This window comes from Candidatus Thiodiazotropha endoloripes, assembly GCF_001708965.1.
In the GTDB taxonomy this organism is placed as follows: Bacteria; Pseudomonadota; Gammaproteobacteria; order Chromatiales; family Chromatiaceae; genus Thiodiazotropha; species Thiodiazotropha endoloripes.
The window spans coordinates 423,019-443,876 of record NZ_LVJW01000003.1 but is presented as its reverse complement, the minus strand read 5'-3'; the positions used below and the strand labels follow the sequence as shown (position 1 = coordinate 443,876).

Genomic DNA, 20,858 nt, shown 5'->3' with positions numbered 1-20,858 from the left:
CTCACAACCACCCTACCCAGAAAACAAAACTGACAGCACACACTCATAGGAGAAACAAAGTCATGAGCAATTATTTAGTCAAGTACGAAGATATGGTTCTATCACGCCCAGCCCTCATCCGAGCCGTTATCAGCCCCAACATCCCAGAACTTGCAAAAGCACCTGACAATCATGTTCTAGGCGTGGCCTTACGACAAACAAACAGAGAAGCAATGGTTGGACTTGTTGATGCTTATATAGTCGATCATGATTTCGAGGCTTTAGACCCTACTGAACCAAATAATTTAGAAGAGCTTGACAATCTTCTAGATGATGAATTTATGGCCCTGCTAATAAATAAGATCGAAGCAGATGAGCAGGCAGAACGCGAAGCCCTTGAGAATATGCTAGACCGGGCACTGGTTGAGGGATTTAGGCGGGGGGTAGCTGCCGCCAGTGCCTCAGGCAAGCTAGACGTAGATATCGACGCCGCTGTATCTCAATCCTCATTCATTCATCGATCAATCAACAGCAGTCTCCAGCAAAAACTCTTGAGTATCAAGGCTACCTCAATGGCACTATAGTTCTACCTGGATATGGCTATCGCCACTGAATGACATAATCAAAGGTAGATAGGTCTATAGGTATCTTAAGGTTGTCTGTAGATTCTTATCTCTAATCTTTTATGTCAATTACTCAGCGTAGCTGATACCAGATTAAACAGTAAGGTAACCAGTAGACCTCTTGTAGTTTACCTGTAGCTCTGCCTACTGGACTCTTACTGGTTACCTTCCAGATTAGTCTAGTTACATTGATTTTGAATAATCAATGATCACATATCTACAGTCCCCTTCCAGTCAATCTTTAAGTCTCTCTATCTAGATATCTCTTTCTTAAGAGCAGCGCCCGGAAACCCGCGTGGTTACAGGGTTTCGGCTCGAATTTGGGGAGTTAATGCCCCCATGATCACCCCTAAATCACCCTAATACTCACTCTGTGAGGACACGGCCAGAACACTCTGGCAAGGAATAACTATGCCCTGTAGTACCCCGAAAATAACCGTTATTGATTCCCTGATGGGACGTGGCAAGTCAACGGCAGCAATCTCTTATATCAATGACAATCCCGACAAGAACTTTGTAGTGGTCCTCCCGACCCGCTCAGAGTGCCTGAGATATGCCGACGCACTCGACAGGACCGCAGTGGTTCCCCACACAGAAGACCAGGCAGGAAAGGAAACCTTACTGTCAGTCTTCAATGAGGCGGTTTCTCAAGGTAAGTCTGTTATCACCACGCACGCCCTGCTGAAACGGTGGGATGATACATCCATAAGAGAACTGCGGGGCAAGGACTACATATTGATCCTGGACGAAGTCCTAGACGTGGTAGAACCTTTCCGAATCACTTCTCACGACTATCACACCCTTGTAGCTGGCGGTGTTGTCAGTGAAGAGGTGGACGAAATCAGCGGTCTAAAGCGCGTTGTCCTCTTAAATAACGACTATACCGGTAAACATGAGCCCTTTATCCAGCAGGTATCCAGAGGGAACATGGTACGAGTCCAGGACGCTGTCTGTGTGTGGCTGACTGGTCCACAGCGTCTCCTTACCTTTGATGAAGTGTTTATCCTGACATACAACTTCCAGGGGTCCGTTATGGCTGCGTGGTTGAAGCTAAACAAGCTCAACTATGAGATGAGGTCTGTAGAGGATGGAATGTTTATTGACTACAAACCTGAGTATGGGCAGTCCTTCAGGCACCTGTTAGATATCGTGCAGGACATCTCCTTGAACTCTATCGGCAGCCGTCGCAATGCGCTATCTGTCAGTGACCTAAGCAAGGCGAAGCCAGAGCGCATGAAGAAACTGAGAAACTGCATGAGAAAGTTCTTTACTCGTAACGACGCAACAGACCCACACCTGAACATGTGGACGTGCCCCCAGGAGTTCAAACCGAAACTTCAGTATTCACCGTTTGGGTATATCGGCGGGAGAGTCTCCAAGAATCAACTAAGAAAGATGACTACAGAGGAGCGTGTTAACCGTGACACACATGTTGCTGTGAACATGAAAGCTACGAATCTCTACCGACATAAGAAATATCTGGCCTATGCGTATAACGCTTTCCCAAACCCAGCCCTCACCAAGCTGTTCTCTGAGTGTGGAGTGTCATTTAACCAGGAGCAATACGCCCTTAACGAACTCGTGCAGTGGCTCTGGCGGTCTCGTGTCAGGCAAGGGAAGCACATCACTGTCTACATCCCTGCCAAACGCATGAGAAACCTGCTGATTGACTGGCTGAATACTGAATCACCGGCAGGCCTTGCAGAGATCAACCAGGCTGCTTAAGGACCTACCTAAGTCCCTCACGGTCACGATCTCTAGACAAGCCTTATGGCGTCCTATTGCGCCCGTGAGGGGCCTATCAGACACCCTCACACAACGAACCCTAGATACCGAAAGAACAGAATATTGAAACCAAAACACGTAACCTATGAAGATGCTGTACACCTTCTGCTTCAAATGCTGGAGAACAGCAGAGAGTTCACCTACATCACTGACACGCTTACTCAGATAACTAGACTCAAGATTCCAGACTGGCAGGGAGACGGGTTTAATGAAGCTGTAACAATGCTGATCGTAGACCTTATGCCCTTTCTATATCAGTCGCTTCCTTTTGATCCCAAGGGGATGTCTACTGGAGCCTACTATGCTCTGTGGGAAGGTCTTGCAGAGCACCTGCTGATGACCGTTTATTAATAGTTCCATAGTTAGGTCTAACCTATATTTTTGGAAAGCCTGATAACACTGTATATTTTAAGCTATATTTTTGATAAAGTGTTAGCAAGGAAATATTTTAACGCTATTTTGATTCTGTCTTGGGCATAGTGCACTGCCCATAATTTTTAAGTTTACTGTAGAGTACTTGACTAAGATATCACGTAAACACTCTAATTCTTAGCTATCACTAGGACACCTTAGATCGTTCAACCGATTAAACTGTTTTTGGAAAGTTGTATATAGGAGATTACAACATGATTAGAAAAGATTTAGTCATATTTACCCTGGCCCCCTTACTCTTTGCTACAAACGTACATGCTGAAGTTGACCCAGAAAAATTAGGTGAGTATTTCAGTTTTGGTTTATCAGTATTACATTTTAAAGACCCACATATTGAAAGTGCCGAAGTAAGAAATGGAGTTGTAAGAGTCACCGACAAAATAGACAACAGAGTCACTCCATGGCTACAAGCACAGTATATTTTTGATGGCACCATTTCTAATTGGAATTACGTAAAACCCGGCATTTTCTTAGGGGTTGGGTTTGGTCCTGAAGGTAACTCTTTAGATACTTTTGGTGTAGGCGGCATGCTCTCAATGAAAAGAACCAAGTGGTCTGACAAGGAAGATACACGCTCATTGAATATCGGTTTAGGTTTGTATACCACAAAAGTTAAACGCCTACCAAAAGACGCTCAAGAAGGAATGGCTTTGCCTGAAGGAGTAGAGTCTGTCCCTTTTATCAAAGAAAACGAGACAGGATTGATGTTAAATATTTCTTTTTCTATCTGAGTACAAAAAATGTTAATGGCACTCATAGGTAACTATGAGTGCCGATTTCTTACTTAGAAATACAAGATAGTTTTTACAATTATACATAAAATAACAGAGTATTTCTCAAATGGACAAAGGTATTATCGACAAAATAAAAGAGTTTTTTTATCATCGGAGTAGTTTTAACTGCTGTCCTCTATTCAGCTACAACTTCATGGATGAATAGTCAAAAATTATCTACTTTAACCGACGACGTAAAAGGTGTAAAAAAATCGCTAATAGCAATGCTTTTAGACGAAAATCCAAACAAAACTGAATTAGCTAAAGGCCTTTTGGCAAGTTCCGCATTAATCAACGGCTTACATAAGTTCAATTCAGAAAAGTATACAGAGGCATTTGAAGTATGGAAATCAGATGCTATATCAGGTAACGAAGATTCAACTTTTGCAATACATGCCGCACGAAAAGTACTTACAAAAAGGATTGAACGCAGCCAAAAGACCACCGACAAGGTGAAGCTACAAGAAATACTCACACAAGCACCAGACATCTCAATTACTAATGGAAAGTATGAATTAGTTGAAGACAATAAAACACTGTAATGAAAAAAACTCACCACAGGACAGCTAAAGAATGGTTAACAAGAGAATATTTATTTACCCATAAAGAACACCAACATAACCAGAAGGACATCAGATATCTGAAAGCCGCCCCTCTGATTAATCATATTTTCGGCCTCACAAAGTCTCAGAATACGATTTTATCAGTGTAACCAGGAGGGCTTAGAAAGTCATGAGGAGGGGCATTGCGTGGGGACAACAGGCACCCAGTTATTTATTAGCTTACCCATTATGGAATGATGTTCTGAAATAAATATTTAAGAAAAAATCAGCCCCAAATCACTCAAGTGATCAAGAATGGAATCAAGAAATAATAAGGATAAACGGTATACTTTTAAAGTTCCTCGTCGTCCTTTGGCAATAGCAATATACCACTACCCAGCTGTTTAGTATCTTGAAGTTTTTTGTTATTTGACGTGAGGGTTTGTATAGCCTCTTCGATGTCCGCGTTCATTTTCTCTAGCTCTTCGTCACTTAAATCCTCCTCAGGCAAGGCTGGTATTTTAACATCATACGTATATCCTTGATCTATATTTTCAGCGAGCCTTAGTGTTTTTCTACGCGCCTCAGTTATAAGCTCATTTTTGCGGCCTTCATCATTAATTTTATAGTGTTTCTCCACTATAGCCGGAATTTCTTCATTGATCCTCACAGTTACTTGTTTATTAATCCACTCTGTCAATTTATCCAGCGTATCTTCTGGCGCTCCACTATCGATAAGATGCTGCTTTTGCTGTTTCAATAGAATCACCCCTCCATAGATACCCGCCACACTTGCGAGAATTTCTAACAGCAGTTTACCCATTTCTATGGCCATAGGCAGCACAAGTGTCGGGTCGGTGGTCGATAGAGAACCTATCTTTAGCGACTCTCGTCTACCGGTTGAAACCTCGGAAAATATTAACAAATTCTCATTCAAGGCTTCTAAGTGATCCGAAAACCCAGAGAGATTATTATCCATTAATTCCCTAGGAATTCTTACAATAAGTTTAAATTCATTGGCAGCCTCAACATCAATTATATTCAAACCACTAATACCTTGTAGAATAAAGGTTAGTTTCTCTATCTTATCTAAAAATGCATTGTGCAGTTCAGTCAAATTTTCCAACGCAACAGAGGGCGTTATATCATTACCAACAAATACCTGTTCAATCTTATCTCTCAACACGTTTCCTATGAAACCATCTACACCCAGCTCCTTAGTAGCCTCTATATCTATAATATTGAATGAATTTACAGCGGAATTAGAAAGAGACTCATTTATCTTTGCTCTCATCTTTCCAAGTTCACTCTGAGATTGGGGTTGGGCAGGTGTATTAATAGAATTTTGAAGGTGAGACAACATATCTTTGAAATATTTCTTAATCAGCCCGTTTTCTACGTCATCTACAATTATTTTTGTTATTGAATACAACTTTTCAATATTCATCATCACTTCCCGTTTTTTATTATTTATAGTTAAATTTGAAAACTAACTAATAATAGATAATCAGATTAGATTATAAGCCACGTAAGCTTGACCAAGCATTCCAGATAGAAAGCACATTAAGCTAGCTAATGCCATAGCCCATAATATTATCTCGATAATAACAGGGCTCCCAATGTCTTTGTTAGATCTACTTTTTATTGCTCTACGCCACCTTTCACCAAACGCATAATCTCTAGCTATAATTGTCGTTAAAGCTATGACCGCAATCACAATAGCTAAAAAAAGACCGACCCAGGAAAACTTCAATACTGGAGCTAGGTCTTGTGAGAGCTTTGGCGCAGACCCGCTAGTAAATATCGTTATCGATAAAGTCAGCGTTCCACCTGAAATCACAAAAATCGAGTTAGCTAGCGAGGTTGCGCGCCGCCTTAAATCCTCTTGATGTGCATTAAAAAGTTCAATATCTGTTGCCATGGAATTACACGTAATTATTTAGCCTAAGTATCCAGGGTAACCCATGCAGGATCATGATCACTCCCGTTGCCCCCATGCTTAGTCCGTCGATCTATAAACGACTGCCCGACACCTTCGGCCAGCTTCGGACTCAACCATATCTGATCAAATAATCTATGCTCTGGAGGTTGGCCGCTCTTCTTGAATCTATGGGTCCATGCAGTTTTCTGAGGACCCGGACCAGTCTTCTCCTCCTTAGCCGGGCGGGTCTCTATAGGATTCTCCAAGGCATTCACAAGGTCATTCCCCTCGATTGTCTTCAATGCAGACAGCGGGGCATCATCTGGTCCGTCATTCATGTCCCCTACGATCATGTAACGGCTGTTGGTCCGCATACGATCAGCGACTATCTTTTGTATGGATTCGGCCTGCTGGCGTCTACGGGTATCGTTCTTGACCTTCCCGTTATCCTCGTCGTCTCCGAAGTGACTCTTTAGATGGGTGTTATAAAGAGTGAATAGGGTCTTTGACCTGTCTTGGCTCTGAATCTCCACCTCTAGAAGGTCTCGCCCGAATACTCTTGTACCTGAGGCTTCTGGGTGTACAGCCGTTTGAAAGGAGGTGACAGCCCCGATAGGCAGTTTGGACAGGACCCCTACGTCAATCAGCCGGGGATCGTTGCCTTCTATTAGGACCCGATAGGGGTAGAGGTTGCCTAGGTGTTTCCTGTTGAATTCCTTCAGGATGTCTATATTCTCAACTTCCTGCACAGCCAGCACGTCCACATCCATTGACATAATCCGGTCCGCTATGGCTTTGGTATCCTTGTCTTTTTTGGCTTTGACCAGCCTCCCCTTGAAGGTCCTGACCCTATAGTTATCATTATCAGTGAACTGATAGCGCACAGACACTGCGGCATCTTTCTTTGCTAGTGTTGAAATGGATGCGGAGAAGTTAAAGCGGGAGAAGAGGTTGTTTAGATTGAAGGTTCCGACTGTCACTTTCATGCCATTGATTCCCTGTGGATTTTCTCTCTCAGCCAATGATAGGACATAATCCGGAATTGGAACAGACCAAGCCAACAAAGACACTCTACAGGCACTTTGAGGTTCTGGAAGATATCTCGCAGAGACTAGGGACTACTATGCTCTGCGGGCTGATCTGACAGATCGCCTAGTAATGGCTGTTGGCGATTGGTCTCAGGCTGAGGCTCATCTGTTCTGATAGCTTGACCCTCTACACCTAGGTTTTTATTAAGCGACTTGACTGCCTTATCAAACTTCGCAATGAACACACGATGAAGGTCTATGATGTAATCCGCTTTGTCTACTTCAAACAATAAATACTCATCATGAATTACTCCGCACTCTTCAATCCTGATTGCGTTTCTAAGGCGGTATGAGAACTCATCTATCAATTGATAAGCTCTGAGAACATTGTCGACTTCTTCTTCCGTAAGTGATCCTAGTCTATCCCGAAGGCTCAAATATGTAGCGTCAAAGGTTTTAGTTGGAATAACCACAATATTCCCTGTGGGCTGACTGAGCCCCTCAACCCGGCAGTTGTATATTTTTATATTGGAGGTTAGTTCTGATTTTATAGCCACCCTGAGGGTGTTGGTCTCATGCCTAATGTGTTCAGCCTGCATCTGCAAGTCATGCTCTTTTTGATCTGCCTGTAGCTGCAACTGGTTTTTGTTATTTTTGTGCAGCGTATACATGATGCCCGGAAAACCTAATATTGCCCCTATAAGTGTCTGGTAATCTTTAAGAATGTCAGGAAGAGCCACAATGGCACCAGCAATGGGGGCGGTGATCACGTCAATGGTCATGACAAAAGTCCCTCTCTCGGTTTCCTTAAGGCATCTGAAGGGGCACGGCAGCGGCCAGCGAGAACTGTACTACTTTTTGTGCTACCGGAATGTACTACCTGGGGTCTTTGTCGGTAGCACAGAATCCCTCTAACTTGTTGTTTTTATTATTAAATAGTTAGAGGAAAAATGAATGGGGTGGACGATGGGTCTCGAACCCACGACCGCCGGAATCACAATCCGGAGCTCTACCAACTGAGCTACGTCCACCATTAACTGTTTGCCTGGCTGCATCGTGTCAGCCACTCCTGCAGACTTGGCACGCCCGGCAGGATTCGAACCTGCTACCCTCGGCTTAGCTTACCAACTACGCCTTTCGACGCCCCCAATCGGGGTTTGTGGTCTGGACTATCTCTTCACCGTCTCAGGCGTCGCACGTATAGTCTCTACGGATCCCCTATCGGGTTTCCTCGGGATTGCCATCAGCACTACCTGTTAAGGTTTCCCCGATACAGTGCGATCCACTTTATGGGTTCTTTTTTCCCCATAAAGGCTCCTATTTGGCACATTGATGTGCGCACTTAAAGGCCGATGCTCTATCCAGATGAGCTACGGGCGCAGAAAAATTGGTCGGGGTAGAGAGATTCGAACTCCCGACATCCTGCTCCCAAAGCAGGCGCGCTACCAGACTGCGCTATACCCCGATATATCGCCTCAGGTGACTATTTGTTCAACCAGGAAAGGCGAAGGGAGGGAATCATACTGTCGTTAACCGCACAGGTCAATGCCAAACGGGCTGCATTTCACCGTTTTGCATCTCATCTGTTTGCCATGATGCGCTGACAGTTTGTCCAGCTTTCGGTATCATGCTGCTCTTTTTTAGACCGATGGAATTTCCATGAGTGCAGAGATTTTGGATGGCAAGGCGATTGCTGCTGAATTAAGGGCAAAAATCAAGGCTGGCGTTGAGCGCCGTGTCGCTGCCGGTCAGCGTCGCCCCGGCCTGGCCGTGGTGCTGGTGGGTGAGAATCCGGCTTCGCAAGTCTATGTACGGAATAAGCGAAAATCCTGCGAAGAGGTCGGATTTCATTCCCAATCCTTTGATTTACCAGGAGATACGTCCCAGGACGATCTATTGGAAGTGATTGACCGTCTTAATCAGGACGAAACCATCGACGGCATTCTGGTGCAGCTTCCGCTGCCGCAGCAGATCGACGAGGAGTCGGTCATCGAACGCATCCTGCCGACCAAGGATGTGGATGGCTTCCACCCCTATAATGTTGGGCGCCTAACCCTGCGGATGCCGATCCTGCGCCCCTGCACCCCGCGTGGCATCATGACCATGCTGGAGCACACCGGCCAGAAACTGGAAGGACTCGATGCGGTCATCATCGGTCAGTCGAATATCGTCGGGCGTCCGATGGCACTCGAACTGTTGGCCGCGCGCTGCACCATCACAGTCTGTCACAGCCGCACCAAGGATCTGGCTGAGAAAGCGCGCAATGCGGATATTCTGGTGGCTGCGGTGGGTCGCCCGGAGTTCGTACCCGGTGATTGGGTAAAAGAGGGGGCGATTGTGATCGACGTGGGCATCAATCGAACCGATGAGGGTAAACTGGTCGGTGATGTGGCCTTCGAAGCCGCCAAGGAGCGCGCCTCATGGATCACCCCGGTACCTGGCGGTGTCGGCCCGATGACCATTGCCACGTTGCTCGAGAATACCCTGCAGGCCACCGAACTGCACAGCTCTGTATAGTCGGAGTGGCTATCTGAACCTATGGTGGGGCATGGCCCCAACCTACCAGCACATTTGAGCCGTGAAGTCACCGTAGGGTGGGGCCATGCCCCACCGATTACTCTCCCCCTGTAACAAGATTGGTTTTTGCAGGAGATGAACCACTCCAATCCGCAGGATAGATTCCAGCTCTGACAAATTTGTGGAAGCTCGACCAGGGCCAATCAACCACTTGCTCAACCAACCCATGTTTGACAGGATTGTAGTGGATATAATCCACATGATTGCTGTAATCATGCTCATCCCAGATCAGATGCTCCCAGTAGCGTCTTTGCCAAATAGTCCTTTCCCCTTTTTAAAAGGGAGCCTGAGGTATTTTCATCATACAGTGAAAAACCTCTGAACTGTTTTGTGAAGATTCCTTTTATATGATTCCAGCGTCGGTGATACGCACTATCATTTTCAGGTAGCCTCCAAATTGTAGGGAGGTGGTCTGGCAACAGACAAAGTGCTTCAATTCTGAAATAGTTTCTCTCACGAACATCTAAGATCGCTCGATGAAGTACACGCCGCGCCAGTTCACTATTAAAAAGTGGTTTACGATTGTAGGTAACAACTGTGAAGAAGTAGGTGCCGCCTGAAAGAGAGGCTCTACGATAGTTTGACATGTTGCCGTTCCTTGGCTGAGTTTGATTAATTTTGAGTGGTTTTTTTAGTGGGGCATGGCCCCACCCTACCCACTATATGCGTTCATTTGCGGGCTACAATTCTTAAAAAGCCTGCGGCTTGCCGCACCAACTATCCTCACCCCCGGCGCCAGGTTGTCCCTTCAGCTCCATCCTCGAGGATTATCCCAGCATCCTGCAACTCGTCCCGAATCCGATCCGCTTCCCCCCACTCCTTGGCAGCTCTGGCATCGATACGGGCCTGGATCATGGCATCGATCTTATCGTCGGAAAGACCGTCATCAGTGGATGCCCCACCCTTCAGATAGCTCTCCGGATCGCTTTGTAACAGACCCAGCATGCCGCCCAACTCTCTGAGCAGCGTACCAAGAGAGGCCGCCTCCTCAACATTCGTCTCCTTAATGCGATTGATCTCCCGCACCAGATCGAACAGTACGGCCAGTGCTTCCGGGGTGTTGAAATCATCGTCCATGGCCTCATGGAAGCGGGTTTTATAACTTTCCCCGTCTGCAGACTGTCCCTCAGGCAGGCCTCTCAATGCCGTATAGAAACGGGTCAGCGCCCCGCGAGCATTGTCCAGGTGCTCGGTATCGTAGTTGAGCGGTGACCGGTAGTGGCTGGTGAGTATGAAATAGCGCACCTCTTCCGCCTGGTAGCGATCAAGAATCTCTCTGACGGTAAAGAAGTTACCCAGGGATTTCGACATCTTTTCGTCATTGATGCGTACGAAACCGTTGTGCATCCAGTATTTGACGAAGGGATGCCCGGTTGCCCCTTCGGACTGGGCAATCTCATTCTCATGATGGGGAAAGGTCAGATCCGCACCCCCCCCATGGATATCGAAGCTGTTGCCCAGGGCATTGGTGGACATGGCGGAACATTCGATATGCCAGCCGGGTCGCCCTCTGCCCCAGGGGGAATCCCAGGCGGGTTCCTCGGGCTTAGCCGATTTCCAGAGGGCGAAATCCAGCGGATCCCGCTTGGCGTCCCCGGGTTCCACCCGGGCCCCGGCCTGCAGATCCTCGATCGATTTTCCGGAGAGCTTTCCGTAGCTGGGAAAGCTGCGTACATCGTAGTAAACATCCCCATTGTCCGCTGCGTAGGCATGCCCCTTTTCGATCAGCCGGCTGATCATCGCCAGGATCTGATCCATATGTTGGGTTGCCTTAGGTTCATCGGTGGGTCTCAATACCCCTAACGCATCCGCATCCTGGTGCATCGCCTGAATGAACTCTTCGGTCAGCTCGGTAAAGGGGATGCCTCTTTCATTGGCCCGGTTGATGATCTTGTCATCCACATCGGTGATATTGCGGATATAACTGACGTCATAGCCATTGGCCTGCAGATAACGGTAGACCACATCGAACACCACCATCACACGGGCATGCCCCAGATGACAGAGGTCGTATACTGTCATGCCACAGACGTACATGCTGACTTTTCCCGCCTGCAGCGGCTGAAAGGTCTCTTTCCGGTTGGTGAGGTCGTTATAGATTGTCAGCATTGCTCCAAGCCTATCCTACTGAGATTAAACCTGGGCATCTTAACCAAAAGGTGGTTGGCTTCATAGCCAATTGATTGGACGACGGTTCTGAAACCCTGTTTTTTAATTATTCTGGCAACTCGGGTCTGATAATCCCAGCTCAGAAATCAGAAACCCGACCGCCACGAAGGTGTACGGCCGGGCTGCTTAGCCACCAATCTTTCCTGATTCGCCCGGATTCAAGTGGTACAGCCGGGTGAAATGTGGTGTTCAGACTTTGAACTGATTGACCATCTTGTCCAGTTTCTGGGAGATCTGCGCCACTTCCTCACTCTCTTTGAGGGTCCTGCAGGTTCCTTCCGCTGTCTGATGGGAGACCTCGTTGATCGCAATGATGTTCTTGTTGATCTCACTGGCCACGCTGGTCTGCTCCTGAGCCGCAGTCGAGATCTGAGCGTTCATCTCACTGATCATCTCCACCGCACCAGAGATCTGTTGCAGCGCTTCACCGGCACGACTCGAGTCAGCAACACTCTGATCAGCCTCCTGCTTACTGGTGCCCATGACCTTCACTGCCTGCTCTGAGGAAGAGATCAATTGTTCAATAATTTCCTGGATCTCATGAGTCGCTTCCTGGGTCCGCTGAGCAAGATTCCGTACCTCGTCAGCAACGACCGCGAAACCGCGTCCCTGTTCACCGGCCCGAGCGGCTTCAATCGCTGCATTCAGGGCCAGCAGATTGGTCTGCTCCGCAATCGCGGTGATCGATTCTGAGACTTGACCGATATTCTGGGTTCCTTCAGCCAGACGCTTGACCACATCGGAGGCATCATCAATCCGTTTCGCCAGACTGACGATCGAATTGGAGACCTGACTGACCACTTCACCGCCGGCATTGGCATTGGTCTTTGCCTCGACTGCGGCCTGTTCCGCACCAGCGGCGTTTTCCGCCACGCGTTCTGCTGCCACCGTCAATTCACCAATCGCCACCGTCAACTGGCCGGTCTCCTTCTCCTGCTCATCCACGCCGTCCCGGGTTACCTTGGTTACCTGAGCAAGACGCTCGGCGGAGCTTGCCAGGCCATCCATTGTGTTAGCCAGGTCATTGATTGTAGGCTGAAACTGATCCAGCATACTGTTTACCGCCTGACCAACCTCGCGGAACTCATCGTTGGCACCCGCCGGCACTCTTGGGCGCAGATCGGAATTTGCCCCGACCTGATCCATTGTCTTCTTCAGGCCGTACAGCGGCTTGATCACTACCTTTCTGACGATCATGGCGATCACAAACAGCCCTGCCAAAAGCACCAGAAAGTTGATTCCGGCACTGATCAACAGCTCATGATCGATCGCTCTGTCCCTTGAACCCATGGAGAAGGTCAGCCGTCCGGCGCCCAACACAGTACCTTCAGGGACCTGATGACAGGTCAGACAGTTGGTGCCATTGCGGTCGGCAACTGCGGGGAAAGGTTCAATGATGGTCAGAATCCGCTCACCCTTGACCTCTTTGACCTCGATGATCTGTTCACCGGCCAATGCCCGACGATCGAGATCATCCATCGGTTTTTCATGATCAAAGCCGGCACCGAAGGTCTTATTGATTGCCTCCGCACGCAGCATGCGTACTTCTAATACGCCATCCCGCTTTGATATCTTTTCCCGAAGCATCTCCCGATTACCCATGGTTCCTGTGAACATCATGGCGTTCATGCTATCGAGATATCCATGCAGCACATCAAATATCTGGTGTTCCGATAACCTTAAGAGCCTGTCCTTTTGCTGCTGTGCTGAATAAATTGTTACGACTGACATGATAAGGATGAAAATCAGCGCCATCGGCGCGACAATCTTCCATTGGACAGAGATATATTTACCCATCGCTCAACTCGGTATTCTTGGAATGATTGATACAGCTATTGACTATTTCGGCAATCAGCTGCATCTCTTGAATATTTATCGGTGATATTTATATTTAAGCCATTCAGATGGCAACTGAAAGATGCCCAGTTATAAATAAGAACAGACCAATCCAGTTGCCAATTATTGACCTCATAAAGCACGAGAAAGGCTAAAGAATCTCTAATTTCTCCCGACAAATAGATTGTACTTAACAAGACAGGAGTTCTGGTTGACCAAGGTGTTGGCCAGCCTCTTGGGCATATTCCAGAAGGAATCAGCCTGACTATTTAATAGATTCGGAGTTATCCAATGGGAAAATTCGCTTCCGCTCTCATGCTAGCCGCCTTAATATCAGCACCATCCGCTCAGGCCAATGAAGCCTTGGCCATGCAGTCTGGATGTCTTGGCTGCCATAAAACCGATGTCAAACTGGTTGGCCCGGCATTCAAGGACATTGCAGCCAAATATGCCGGCGATGCAGCCGAAGTCGATCGCCTGACCAGTAAGGTAAAATCGGGTAGCAAGCCGGGTGAACCATTGGTTTGGGGTGGTGCCATGATGCCACCCAGCCCAGCAAGCGAAGAGAATATTAAAGGTGTTATCGAGTGGATCATGACATTAAAATAGGAAGGAGGGGTAGTTCGATTGGATATCATTTTCCCTGGAGACAGGTTTGCCCATTGGATCAGGGCAACATAACCTAATGCTATGGTTGGCTAAATTGAAATAGTCAGGCGGAGTGTGCAGCACTTCGCCCAGACAATAAATAAGCATAATTATTCAGGAGCACTCTATGTTCAGGCCTAACACACTGATTTTATTAACAACCCTTTCAACCGCATTACTGGCGGGTTGTAGTGCCGGGCCGGCACCGGTCAGTTATAAATCTGAAATCAAACCGATCATCGACAAATACTGCACAGAGTGCCATTTGGCTGGTGGCACAGGCGCTGAAGCCAGTGGCTTCATCACTCAGGACTACGATGCAGTCATGAAAGGCACAAAATTCGGTCCTGTGGTGGTTGCCGGAGATCCTTTGTCGAGCTCTTTCTATCGCTTGGTGGCTGGCAAAGTGGATCCATCCATCCGCATGCCACACGGCAAAGAGGCCCTGTCTGAGGCCGAAATCACTAAAATCGAACACTGGATCACCCAGGGTGCGAAAAACAACTGAGTTAGCAATCAGATACTGAAACAGACAAGCCGAGAAATCCGTACTCCATGGTCACTCATGGATTACGGATTTTTTATTGTTGTCAATAAGTTAGAAACTATTGACTCGAATCAGGCCGGCCCGAGGCATTGGACTGGGCATTTCGCTGTGGATGTCGAATTTACCAAGCGGCCTATAATCCCCCGCCGACCACTTTGAGATGATGGTTTTTAACCGCTATCATGCTCCCTGATCAATCAAACGGAAGCTGACGAACAGTCCAGCCTGAGACGACTGTCGAAATCTGAACCTATGCCACGAGGATGATATGAAAAAAATCCATAAATCCCTGTTACTCTCTTTTAGCCTGCTTTTCGCGTTCTCAGCAGACCTTCTGGCCGAACCGGTGAAAGTGCTGATGAAGACCTCGGTGGGCGACATCACACTCTCGCTCGACCAGGAGAAAGCACCCAAAACGGTGGAGAACTTTCTGCAATATGTGCGGGATGGCTTCTATGACGGGACCATTTATCATCGCGTCATCAAGGACTTCATGATTCAGGGAGGTGGTTTTACAGCCGACATGAACAAAAAAGCGACCCGCGAACCGGTTGAAAACGAGGCAAAAAACGGGCTCAAAAACAAAAAAGGCACGATTGCCATGGCTCGTACATCGGCGCCCCACTCTGCCACCGCCCAGTTTTTCATCAACCATAAGGACAACAGCTTCCTGGACTATCCCAGTCGTGACGGTTGGGGGTATGCGGTGTTCGGTGAGGTCACCCAGGGTATGGATGTGGTTAACGCCATTGCAGAACAGCCTACCGGGGTCAGCAACGGTATGCGTGATGTACCCCGCAGCACAATCACCATCGACAAGGTCAGCATTGTCGAATAGATCGATGTGCCTCTGATCCAGAGCCTGAGAACACGCCTTAACAATAAAACTGATAGGAAAACTGATGATTACAATGACAACCAATCTAGGCCCCATCCAGATCGAGCTCGATGAGGAGAAAGCCCCGAAAACCTGTGAGAACTTCAAACAATATGTAGAGGATGGCTTCTTCGACGGCACCATCTTTCATCGGGTAATCGATAACTTCATGATTCAGGGTGGCGGCTTTCTGCCGGGCATGATCCAGAAGGATACCAGAGATCCAATTGAGAACGAGGCTAAAAACGGCCTGTCGAATGAAGTGGGTACCATTGCCATGGCCAGAACCATGGAACCTCATTCGGCTACCGCGCAGTTCTTTATCAACGTGGCAAACAACAAGTTTCTCGACTATCCGGGACAGGATGGCTGGGGATATTGTGTATTCGGTAAAGTTATAGCCGGTATGGATCTGATCAATCAGATCAAAGGGGTGGATACAACCACCCAGTCCGGACATCAGGATGTACCGGTGGATGACATCGTCATCGAGAAGGCTGAAGTCACCGAGTGACCCAACAGCTTTTTATTTCGGACCTGCACCTGTCTGCCGAAGGGGCAGACAGGTTGCAGCTGTTTCTGAACTTTCTGAGATTCCGGGCAACCACAGCCCACACACTCTATATTCTTGGTGATCTGTTCGATGCCTGGCTGGGTGATGATGACAAGCAATCGATTGCCGTGGAGGTCAGGCAGGCACTGCGACAGCTCAATGAGAGCGGCACTGAGCTGAAGGTAATGCACGGCAATCGGGATTTTCTGATTGGACAGGATTTCTGCAAAGCCAGCGGCGCGCAACTGATCACCGACCCCTGTTTGATCGATCTGTATGGTACACCCACACTGCTGATGCATGGTGATCTGTTATGTACCGATGACCGTGAGTATCAGGCATTTCGCAAACAGATCCGCTCGGCCGATTTCGCCAGCCATTTTCTCTCACTGACCCTCGATCAGCGTATTGCCGTTGCCCAGGAGTACCGGGCAAAAAGCGGCGAGGCGAATGCTCAAAAATCCGACGATATCATGGATGTAAATCAGCAAGCCGTTGAGTACACCCTGCAACAGCATCAGGCGCAAAGGCTGATTCATGGCCATACCCACAGACCGGCTGACCATCATTTCACCCTCGACAATCACACAGTCACCCGTCATGTACTGGGTGAATGGCATGGAGATCATGCCGAGATCCTGTGCGCGACAGAGGATGGTGTCACTCGCGAAACCATCACTCTCCGAGATCTATTAATCTCCACAGAAGGAGTTGATTAACCGCATTCCACTCATTGAGGCATGGGCCTCCGAGTAAACGCCTCCGGCAGGGTAAACAGATCCGCATCAACCGTTTCCGATTCGCTATAGTCGGTCAGAGCCTGCTGATTTCCATTGATATCCCACAAGCGTAACGGCAATCCTTTCCCCAGGAGTGCATCCGGGGCATAGACCTGAATTGCATCGGCGCAGACATCCCGATAGGCCATGGGTACCCCAGAAAGGCTGATTTTATGCTGTTCGGCCAGCAACCCCAGATATTCACCCTGAGCTGCCACACTCATCGCCATCATCTCCGGTAACACCATCGCCTCCTGACAAGGCTGGCCATTGACCAGTAGCGCCCAGTGTTGCGCTTTACGACCCGCGACCAACGGCGCCTCACCCGCATCCTTTGCCAGGACCTTGATTTCGGGCAACCGGGTATCGGATTGGTCGACCGGTTTGGGCTTGATCACCAGAACAGTACGCTCTTCACTATCGACACTGTAGATCACCTGTTGAGCGCGATCGAACAGGATGAAATCGGCGCTGTCACTCCCCTGGTCAATACGCACCATTTGCTTTGTCACCAGCATGCGGCTGAGATAGGGAGCCTGACCCGCTTCCGAGACCTCATACTGCAGCCGTTGGACCTGCAGGCTCTGCGCCAGCAGCGTACTGCTTTGCAGCAGACAGGCCAGAATTAATAGCGGCATTCTCATACCCTTTTGCATAGTGCCTCCAGACGTTCCAGCTCGGACTGACTGAATCCCGCCTCACGCCGAGCCTGATGATGCAGGGGACAACGGATCTCACCGTTGAGAAAACTCTCCAACAGATCGAAATAGGTCTCTTCGGGTGACAAACCACGCTGTTCGCAGAGATAGTTGAACCAGCGACTGCCAAACTGTACATGCCCCACCTCCTCACGCAGGATCACTTCCAGTGCAGCCACCGTCTCATGATCGTCGATCTCCCGGAAACGCTCCATGATACCCGGTGTCACATCAAGCCCTCGGGCTTCCAGCATGCGCGGCACCAATGCCATACGCACCAGTGGATCATGGGCTGTTCGTTGTGCCATCTCCCATAGACCGTTGTGTGCCGGATAATCCCCATAGGCCACCCCGGCCGCGCTCAAGCGTGCTTGTAGCAGCTGGAAATGTTCAACCTCCTCCACCGCCACCTGGATCCAGTCCGTGTAAAAATCAGCGGGCATACCGTCAAACCGCTGCACCGCATCCCAGGCCAGATTGACCGCATTGAATTCGATGTGGGCAATTGCATGAATCAACGCCAGACGCCCCGCTTCACTGCCCATCCGGCGCCGGGGCAATTTACTCGGATGTACCAGAACCGGCCGTTGTGGATGCCCTGCCCGAGTAATCTTCGCCGCATCGGACCAACCCGTGAGAGTGAGTTCACCCCTGGACCAGGCTTCAGCGATCGCTCCGCTCATCGCCATTTTCTCATCCACCGCATCACACAGCAGACAGGCTCTGGCAGCCTGATAGAGGGATTTCTCAGAGTTCATATTTCAAACCAACCACCAGATCCATCACATTGGTGCCGGTGGGACCGGTAGTGATCAGGTCGCCACTCGCCTCCAGCAGTGTACCCGCATCCGCCGCGGTGAGGGATTGTCCGGCATTGAACCCCAAACCATCGACCCGCTTCAGGGTAGCGCCATCCACCAGTGCACCCGCATCATCTGTTGGTCCGTCGGTACCATCTGTACCGGCCGAGAGCAGCAGACAACCATCCACCCCTGCCAACACTTCCGCAGCGGCCAGTGCCAGATGCTGGTTACGGCCACCTCTTCCCGGTTGCGAAGGCAGATTGACCCGGGTCTCGCCACCCCAGATGGTAATGCCCGGAGGGCCTTTGATCACCTGATCTGCCAATTTACGCCCGGTATCTTCCGCCTCCCCATCAAGAAACTCAGCACGCAGACTGACGGCAAAACCCATGGCTTCAGCCTCCTCGGCCGCAGCAGATTTGGCCGCATCGAGATTGGCCACGATCTGCAGCGGTGGAACCTCATCCTGGGGAACCCTGACAACCCGCTGTTGAGCCCCGGCCATCAGCTTTTCACTCAGCCAGTGTGGCAACGTCAGCGTCTCAAGTCGTTGTTGAAGTTGGGGTTCCGGGGTGAGCAGACCGGAACCGATCGCAGCGGGGATATCACCGGGCACATCTGAGATCGCCAACAGGGTGGTCTTCCTGCCATGCAGCCAGTTCAACAGCCCACCCCCTTTGATTCGGGAGAGGCCCTTGCGTACCCAGTTCATGGAGACGATATCCAGACCACTACCCAGCAGCCACTCATTGGTCCTTACCAGAAACGCCAGATCCACCCCCTCGATCGGTACCTCGACCAGACTGGATGCGCCTCCAGAGATCAATACCAGCAGCGGGGTTGATGTAGGCTCATTGAGCAACTCCAGCAAGGCATCCCCGGCTTCAAAACTGGCTGCGTCCGGTACCGGATGGGCCGATTCCAGTGTGCGCCAGCCCTGTTGCCGGCAATAGCGATGATCGATGTGACCATATTTCGAGACCACCAATCCCTGCTGAATGGCATCGCCCAACTGTTCCCGGGCTCCCATCGCCATCGACTGGGCAGCCTTACCGATGGCAACCATTCTCACCGGTGTTGTGAGTGGATACTGCTGCAGCCAGTCGGCAACGGCCCCCCGTCCTTCCACCCGGCTCAATCCCTTCTGATAGATTCTCAACAGTGCCTCTCGGGCTTCCGTTGGCGTTGTGTGTTGCAACATTCAAGCTACCCTGTTTCAAACGGACCAGGCATTACCACTGTTCCTGACTGCAATTTCATAAATTTGCATAGCAATGTATCAGGATTTATTCCATGAAACACGGCTACTGAGTTACACTGTAGGATCTATTCAGTATCACGCCGGGAGTATCGCTTTGGGAAGCATACAGCTACGCCGAAACTTCAGCCGTAACATCCTGATCAGGATGATTCTACTGTTCGCAGTGATCGCGGCACTGATGGTTTGGAAATTCGAGTTCATCAATGATGTCTATTTCCGCGACCAGCTCACCAGTACAGGTCTGATCATCAATGGCACCATTGTCGGCCTGTTCACCATCGGCATCCTGCGCATGATCACGATCTTTCTCCACTATGCCTCGGAAGAGAATGCGCTGCTGCTGTTTTTGCGCAATCTGCGTGAGGGCGAGAGCGATCCACTGAAACGGATTCACAAAAGAGCCATCATCGCCAACCGTTTCCGTACCATGCAGGGATTGCACAAAGCGAACTGCCCGATCAATCACGGCTCCCTCGCCTCGACCTTGGTAGCCAGTGAAAGCACCCGTAACAGTCTGCCAAAATTCATCAACAACATCCTCATCCTGACCGGCGTTTTCGGCACCATCGTCTCTCTCTCGATTGCTTTGATCGGCGCCTCGGACCTGCTCGAAACCTCGATCAACGTAGGCGGCATGGGGATGGTGGTGCATGGTATGTCCACCGCCCTCTCGACCACCATTACCGCAATTGTATGCTTCATATTTTTCGGCTATTTCCACCTCAAGCTGAGTGATGTACAGACCAATCTGATCAGTGGCATTGAACAGGTCACGGTGAACGAGCTGATCCCCAGATTTCAAGTTCAGACCGACAGCGCCCTGTATGAGTTCACCGGCCTGGTCCGCTCACTGCAGAAGCTGGTGAGTCAGATGAGCAACTCCCAGGAGGCGTTCGAGAATATCGAGAAACGTCTGCTCGACTCCCTGGAAAACGTGGAGGAGAAAAACGAAGCGCTGCACAATGATCTGTCAGAGATCAAACATGTTCTGAAGCTAGGCTTCCGCCTGCACGAGGATGATTGATTC

General features: G+C 49.2%; 21 protein-coding genes, 2 tRNA genes and 1 pseudogene. 12 read left to right on the top strand and 12 right to left on the bottom strand.

What is annotated here, in order from left to right; translation table 11 throughout:
- Positions 1–62: 62 nt before the first annotated feature.
- The 5 genes from A3193_RS02025 to A3193_RS02005 all read left to right on the top strand — a co-directional run bounded on the left by A3193_RS02025 (position 63) and on the right by A3193_RS02005 (position 4,134).
- The gene (locus A3193_RS02025; RefSeq protein ID WP_069013906.1) at positions 63–563 is read left to right on the top strand and encodes a hypothetical protein; all 501 of its coding nucleotides are present in this window, start codon (positions 63–65) and stop codon (positions 561–563) included.
- A 492-nt stretch (positions 564–1,055) separates the two neighbouring features.
- Positions 1,056–2,327, top strand: a complete 1,272-nt coding sequence (locus tag A3193_RS02020) for a hypothetical protein (RefSeq protein ID WP_141694524.1) — start codon at positions 1,056–1,058, stop codon at positions 2,325–2,327.
- A 123-nt stretch (positions 2,328–2,450) separates the two neighbouring features.
- Complete coding sequence (locus A3193_RS02015) at positions 2,451–2,738, top strand: hypothetical protein (protein WP_069013904.1); 288 nt, start codon at positions 2,451–2,453, stop codon at positions 2,736–2,738.
- 275 nt (positions 2,739–3,013) lie between these two features.
- A complete protein-coding gene (locus A3193_RS02010; RefSeq protein WP_069013903.1) occupies positions 3,014–3,550 on the top strand; it encodes a hypothetical protein in 537 nt (178 codons plus the stop codon).
- Between the two features lie 200 nt (positions 3,551–3,750).
- Entirely contained in the window at positions 3,751–4,134 is a 384-nt protein-coding gene (locus A3193_RS02005; RefSeq protein ID WP_069013902.1) for a hypothetical protein, read from the top strand.
- 352 nt (positions 4,135–4,486) lie between these two features.
- Here the strand turns inward: A3193_RS02005 and A3193_RS02000 are convergent, their stop codons facing one another.
- From A3193_RS02000 to A3193_RS01975, 6 genes are all read right to left on the bottom strand, one after another.
- The gene (locus A3193_RS02000) at positions 4,487–5,581 is read right to left on the bottom strand and encodes a hypothetical protein (protein WP_069013901.1); all 1,095 of its coding nucleotides are present in this window, start codon (positions 5,579–5,581) and stop codon (positions 4,487–4,489) included.
- Positions 5,582–5,641: 60 nt separating this feature from the next.
- Entirely contained in the window at positions 5,642–6,055 is a 414-nt protein-coding gene (locus A3193_RS01995; protein WP_069013900.1) for a hypothetical protein, read from the bottom strand.
- 23 nt (positions 6,056–6,078) lie between these two features.
- The gene (locus tag A3193_RS01990) at positions 6,079–7,077 is read right to left on the bottom strand and encodes an endonuclease/exonuclease/phosphatase family protein (protein WP_141694525.1); all 999 of its coding nucleotides are present in this window, start codon (positions 7,075–7,077) and stop codon (positions 6,079–6,081) included.
- Between the two features lie 89 nt (positions 7,078–7,166).
- Positions 7,167–7,865 (bottom strand): hypothetical protein, encoded by a 699-nt coding sequence (locus A3193_RS01985; protein WP_069013898.1) that lies wholly within the window; start codon positions 7,863–7,865, stop codon positions 7,167–7,169.
- A gap of 173 nt (positions 7,866–8,038) precedes the next feature.
- Positions 8,039–8,114: transfer RNA gene (locus A3193_RS01980), tRNA-His, on the bottom strand.
- Positions 8,115–8,471: 357 nt separating this feature from the next.
- A tRNA-Pro gene (locus tag A3193_RS01975) sits at positions 8,472–8,548 on the bottom strand.
- A gap of 194 nt (positions 8,549–8,742) precedes the next feature.
- Here A3193_RS01975 and folD point away from each other — a divergent pair.
- Entirely contained in the window at positions 8,743–9,600 is an 858-nt protein-coding gene (folD, locus tag A3193_RS01970) for a bifunctional methylenetetrahydrofolate dehydrogenase/methenyltetrahydrofolate cyclohydrolase FolD (protein ID WP_069013897.1), read from the top strand.
- 97 nt (positions 9,601–9,697) lie between these two features.
- On the opposite strand, the pseudogene A3193_RS19975 reads toward folD, so the two are convergent.
- From A3193_RS19975 to A3193_RS01955, 3 genes and pseudogenes are all read right to left on the bottom strand, one after another.
- A pseudogene (locus A3193_RS19975) lies at positions 9,698–10,247 on the bottom strand (REP-associated tyrosine transposase).
- A gap of 136 nt (positions 10,248–10,383) precedes the next feature.
- Positions 10,384–11,769, bottom strand: coding sequence for a cysteine--tRNA ligase (cysS, locus tag A3193_RS01960; RefSeq protein ID WP_069013895.1), 1,386 nt, complete (start codon positions 11,767–11,769; stop codon positions 10,384–10,386).
- Positions 11,770–12,018: 249 nt separating this feature from the next.
- A complete protein-coding gene (locus A3193_RS01955) occupies positions 12,019–13,458 on the bottom strand; it encodes a methyl-accepting chemotaxis protein (protein WP_162272405.1) in 1,440 nt (479 codons plus the stop codon).
- Between the two features lie 498 nt (positions 13,459–13,956).
- Between A3193_RS01955 and A3193_RS01950 the strand changes: the two genes are divergently transcribed.
- The 5 genes from A3193_RS01950 to A3193_RS01930 all read left to right on the top strand — a co-directional run bounded on the left by A3193_RS01950 (position 13,957) and on the right by A3193_RS01930 (position 17,009).
- Entirely contained in the window at positions 13,957–14,274 is a 318-nt protein-coding gene (locus A3193_RS01950; RefSeq protein WP_069004508.1) for a c-type cytochrome, read from the top strand.
- Positions 14,275–14,440: 166 nt separating this feature from the next.
- Complete coding sequence (locus tag A3193_RS01945; protein WP_069004507.1) at positions 14,441–14,821, top strand: c-type cytochrome domain-containing protein; 381 nt, start codon at positions 14,441–14,443, stop codon at positions 14,819–14,821.
- 307 nt (positions 14,822–15,128) lie between these two features.
- Complete coding sequence (locus A3193_RS01940; protein ID WP_069013893.1) at positions 15,129–15,698, top strand: peptidylprolyl isomerase; 570 nt, start codon at positions 15,129–15,131, stop codon at positions 15,696–15,698.
- 64 nt (positions 15,699–15,762) lie between these two features.
- Positions 15,763–16,251: a peptidylprolyl isomerase gene (locus tag A3193_RS01935; RefSeq protein WP_069004505.1), complete on the top strand. Its 489-nt coding sequence runs from the start codon at positions 15,763–15,765 to the stop codon at positions 16,249–16,251.
- Entirely contained in the window at positions 16,248–17,009 is a 762-nt protein-coding gene (locus A3193_RS01930) for a UDP-2,3-diacylglucosamine diphosphatase (RefSeq protein WP_069013892.1), read from the top strand. Before A3193_RS01935 ends, A3193_RS01930 begins: the two co-directional genes overlap by 4 nt.
- 11 nt (positions 17,010–17,020) lie before the next feature.
- On the opposite strand, the gene A3193_RS01925 is transcribed toward A3193_RS01930, so the two are convergent.
- From A3193_RS01925 to A3193_RS01915, 3 genes are read right to left on the bottom strand one after another with little or no spacing between them, the layout of a single operon-like run.
- A complete protein-coding gene (locus A3193_RS01925; RefSeq protein WP_069013891.1) occupies positions 17,021–17,707 on the bottom strand; it encodes a hypothetical protein in 687 nt (228 codons plus the stop codon).
- Between the two features lie 2 nt (positions 17,708–17,709).
- Entirely contained in the window at positions 17,710–18,525 is an 816-nt protein-coding gene (locus A3193_RS01920; RefSeq protein ID WP_069013890.1) for a ferritin-like domain-containing protein, read from the bottom strand.
- On the bottom strand, positions 18,515–19,771 hold the full coding sequence (locus A3193_RS01915; protein ID WP_069013889.1) for a glycerate kinase type-2 family protein: 1,257 nt from the start codon (positions 19,769–19,771) through the stop codon (positions 18,515–18,517). The genes A3193_RS01920 and A3193_RS01915 overlap by 11 nt, the downstream gene beginning before the upstream one ends.
- 154 nt (positions 19,772–19,925) lie before the next feature.
- On the opposite strand from A3193_RS01915, the gene A3193_RS01910 reads away from it, so the two are divergent.
- Positions 19,926–20,855 (top strand): hypothetical protein, encoded by a 930-nt coding sequence (locus tag A3193_RS01910; protein ID WP_069004500.1) that lies wholly within the window; start codon positions 19,926–19,928, stop codon positions 20,853–20,855.
- Positions 20,856–20,858: the final 3 nt, after the last annotated feature.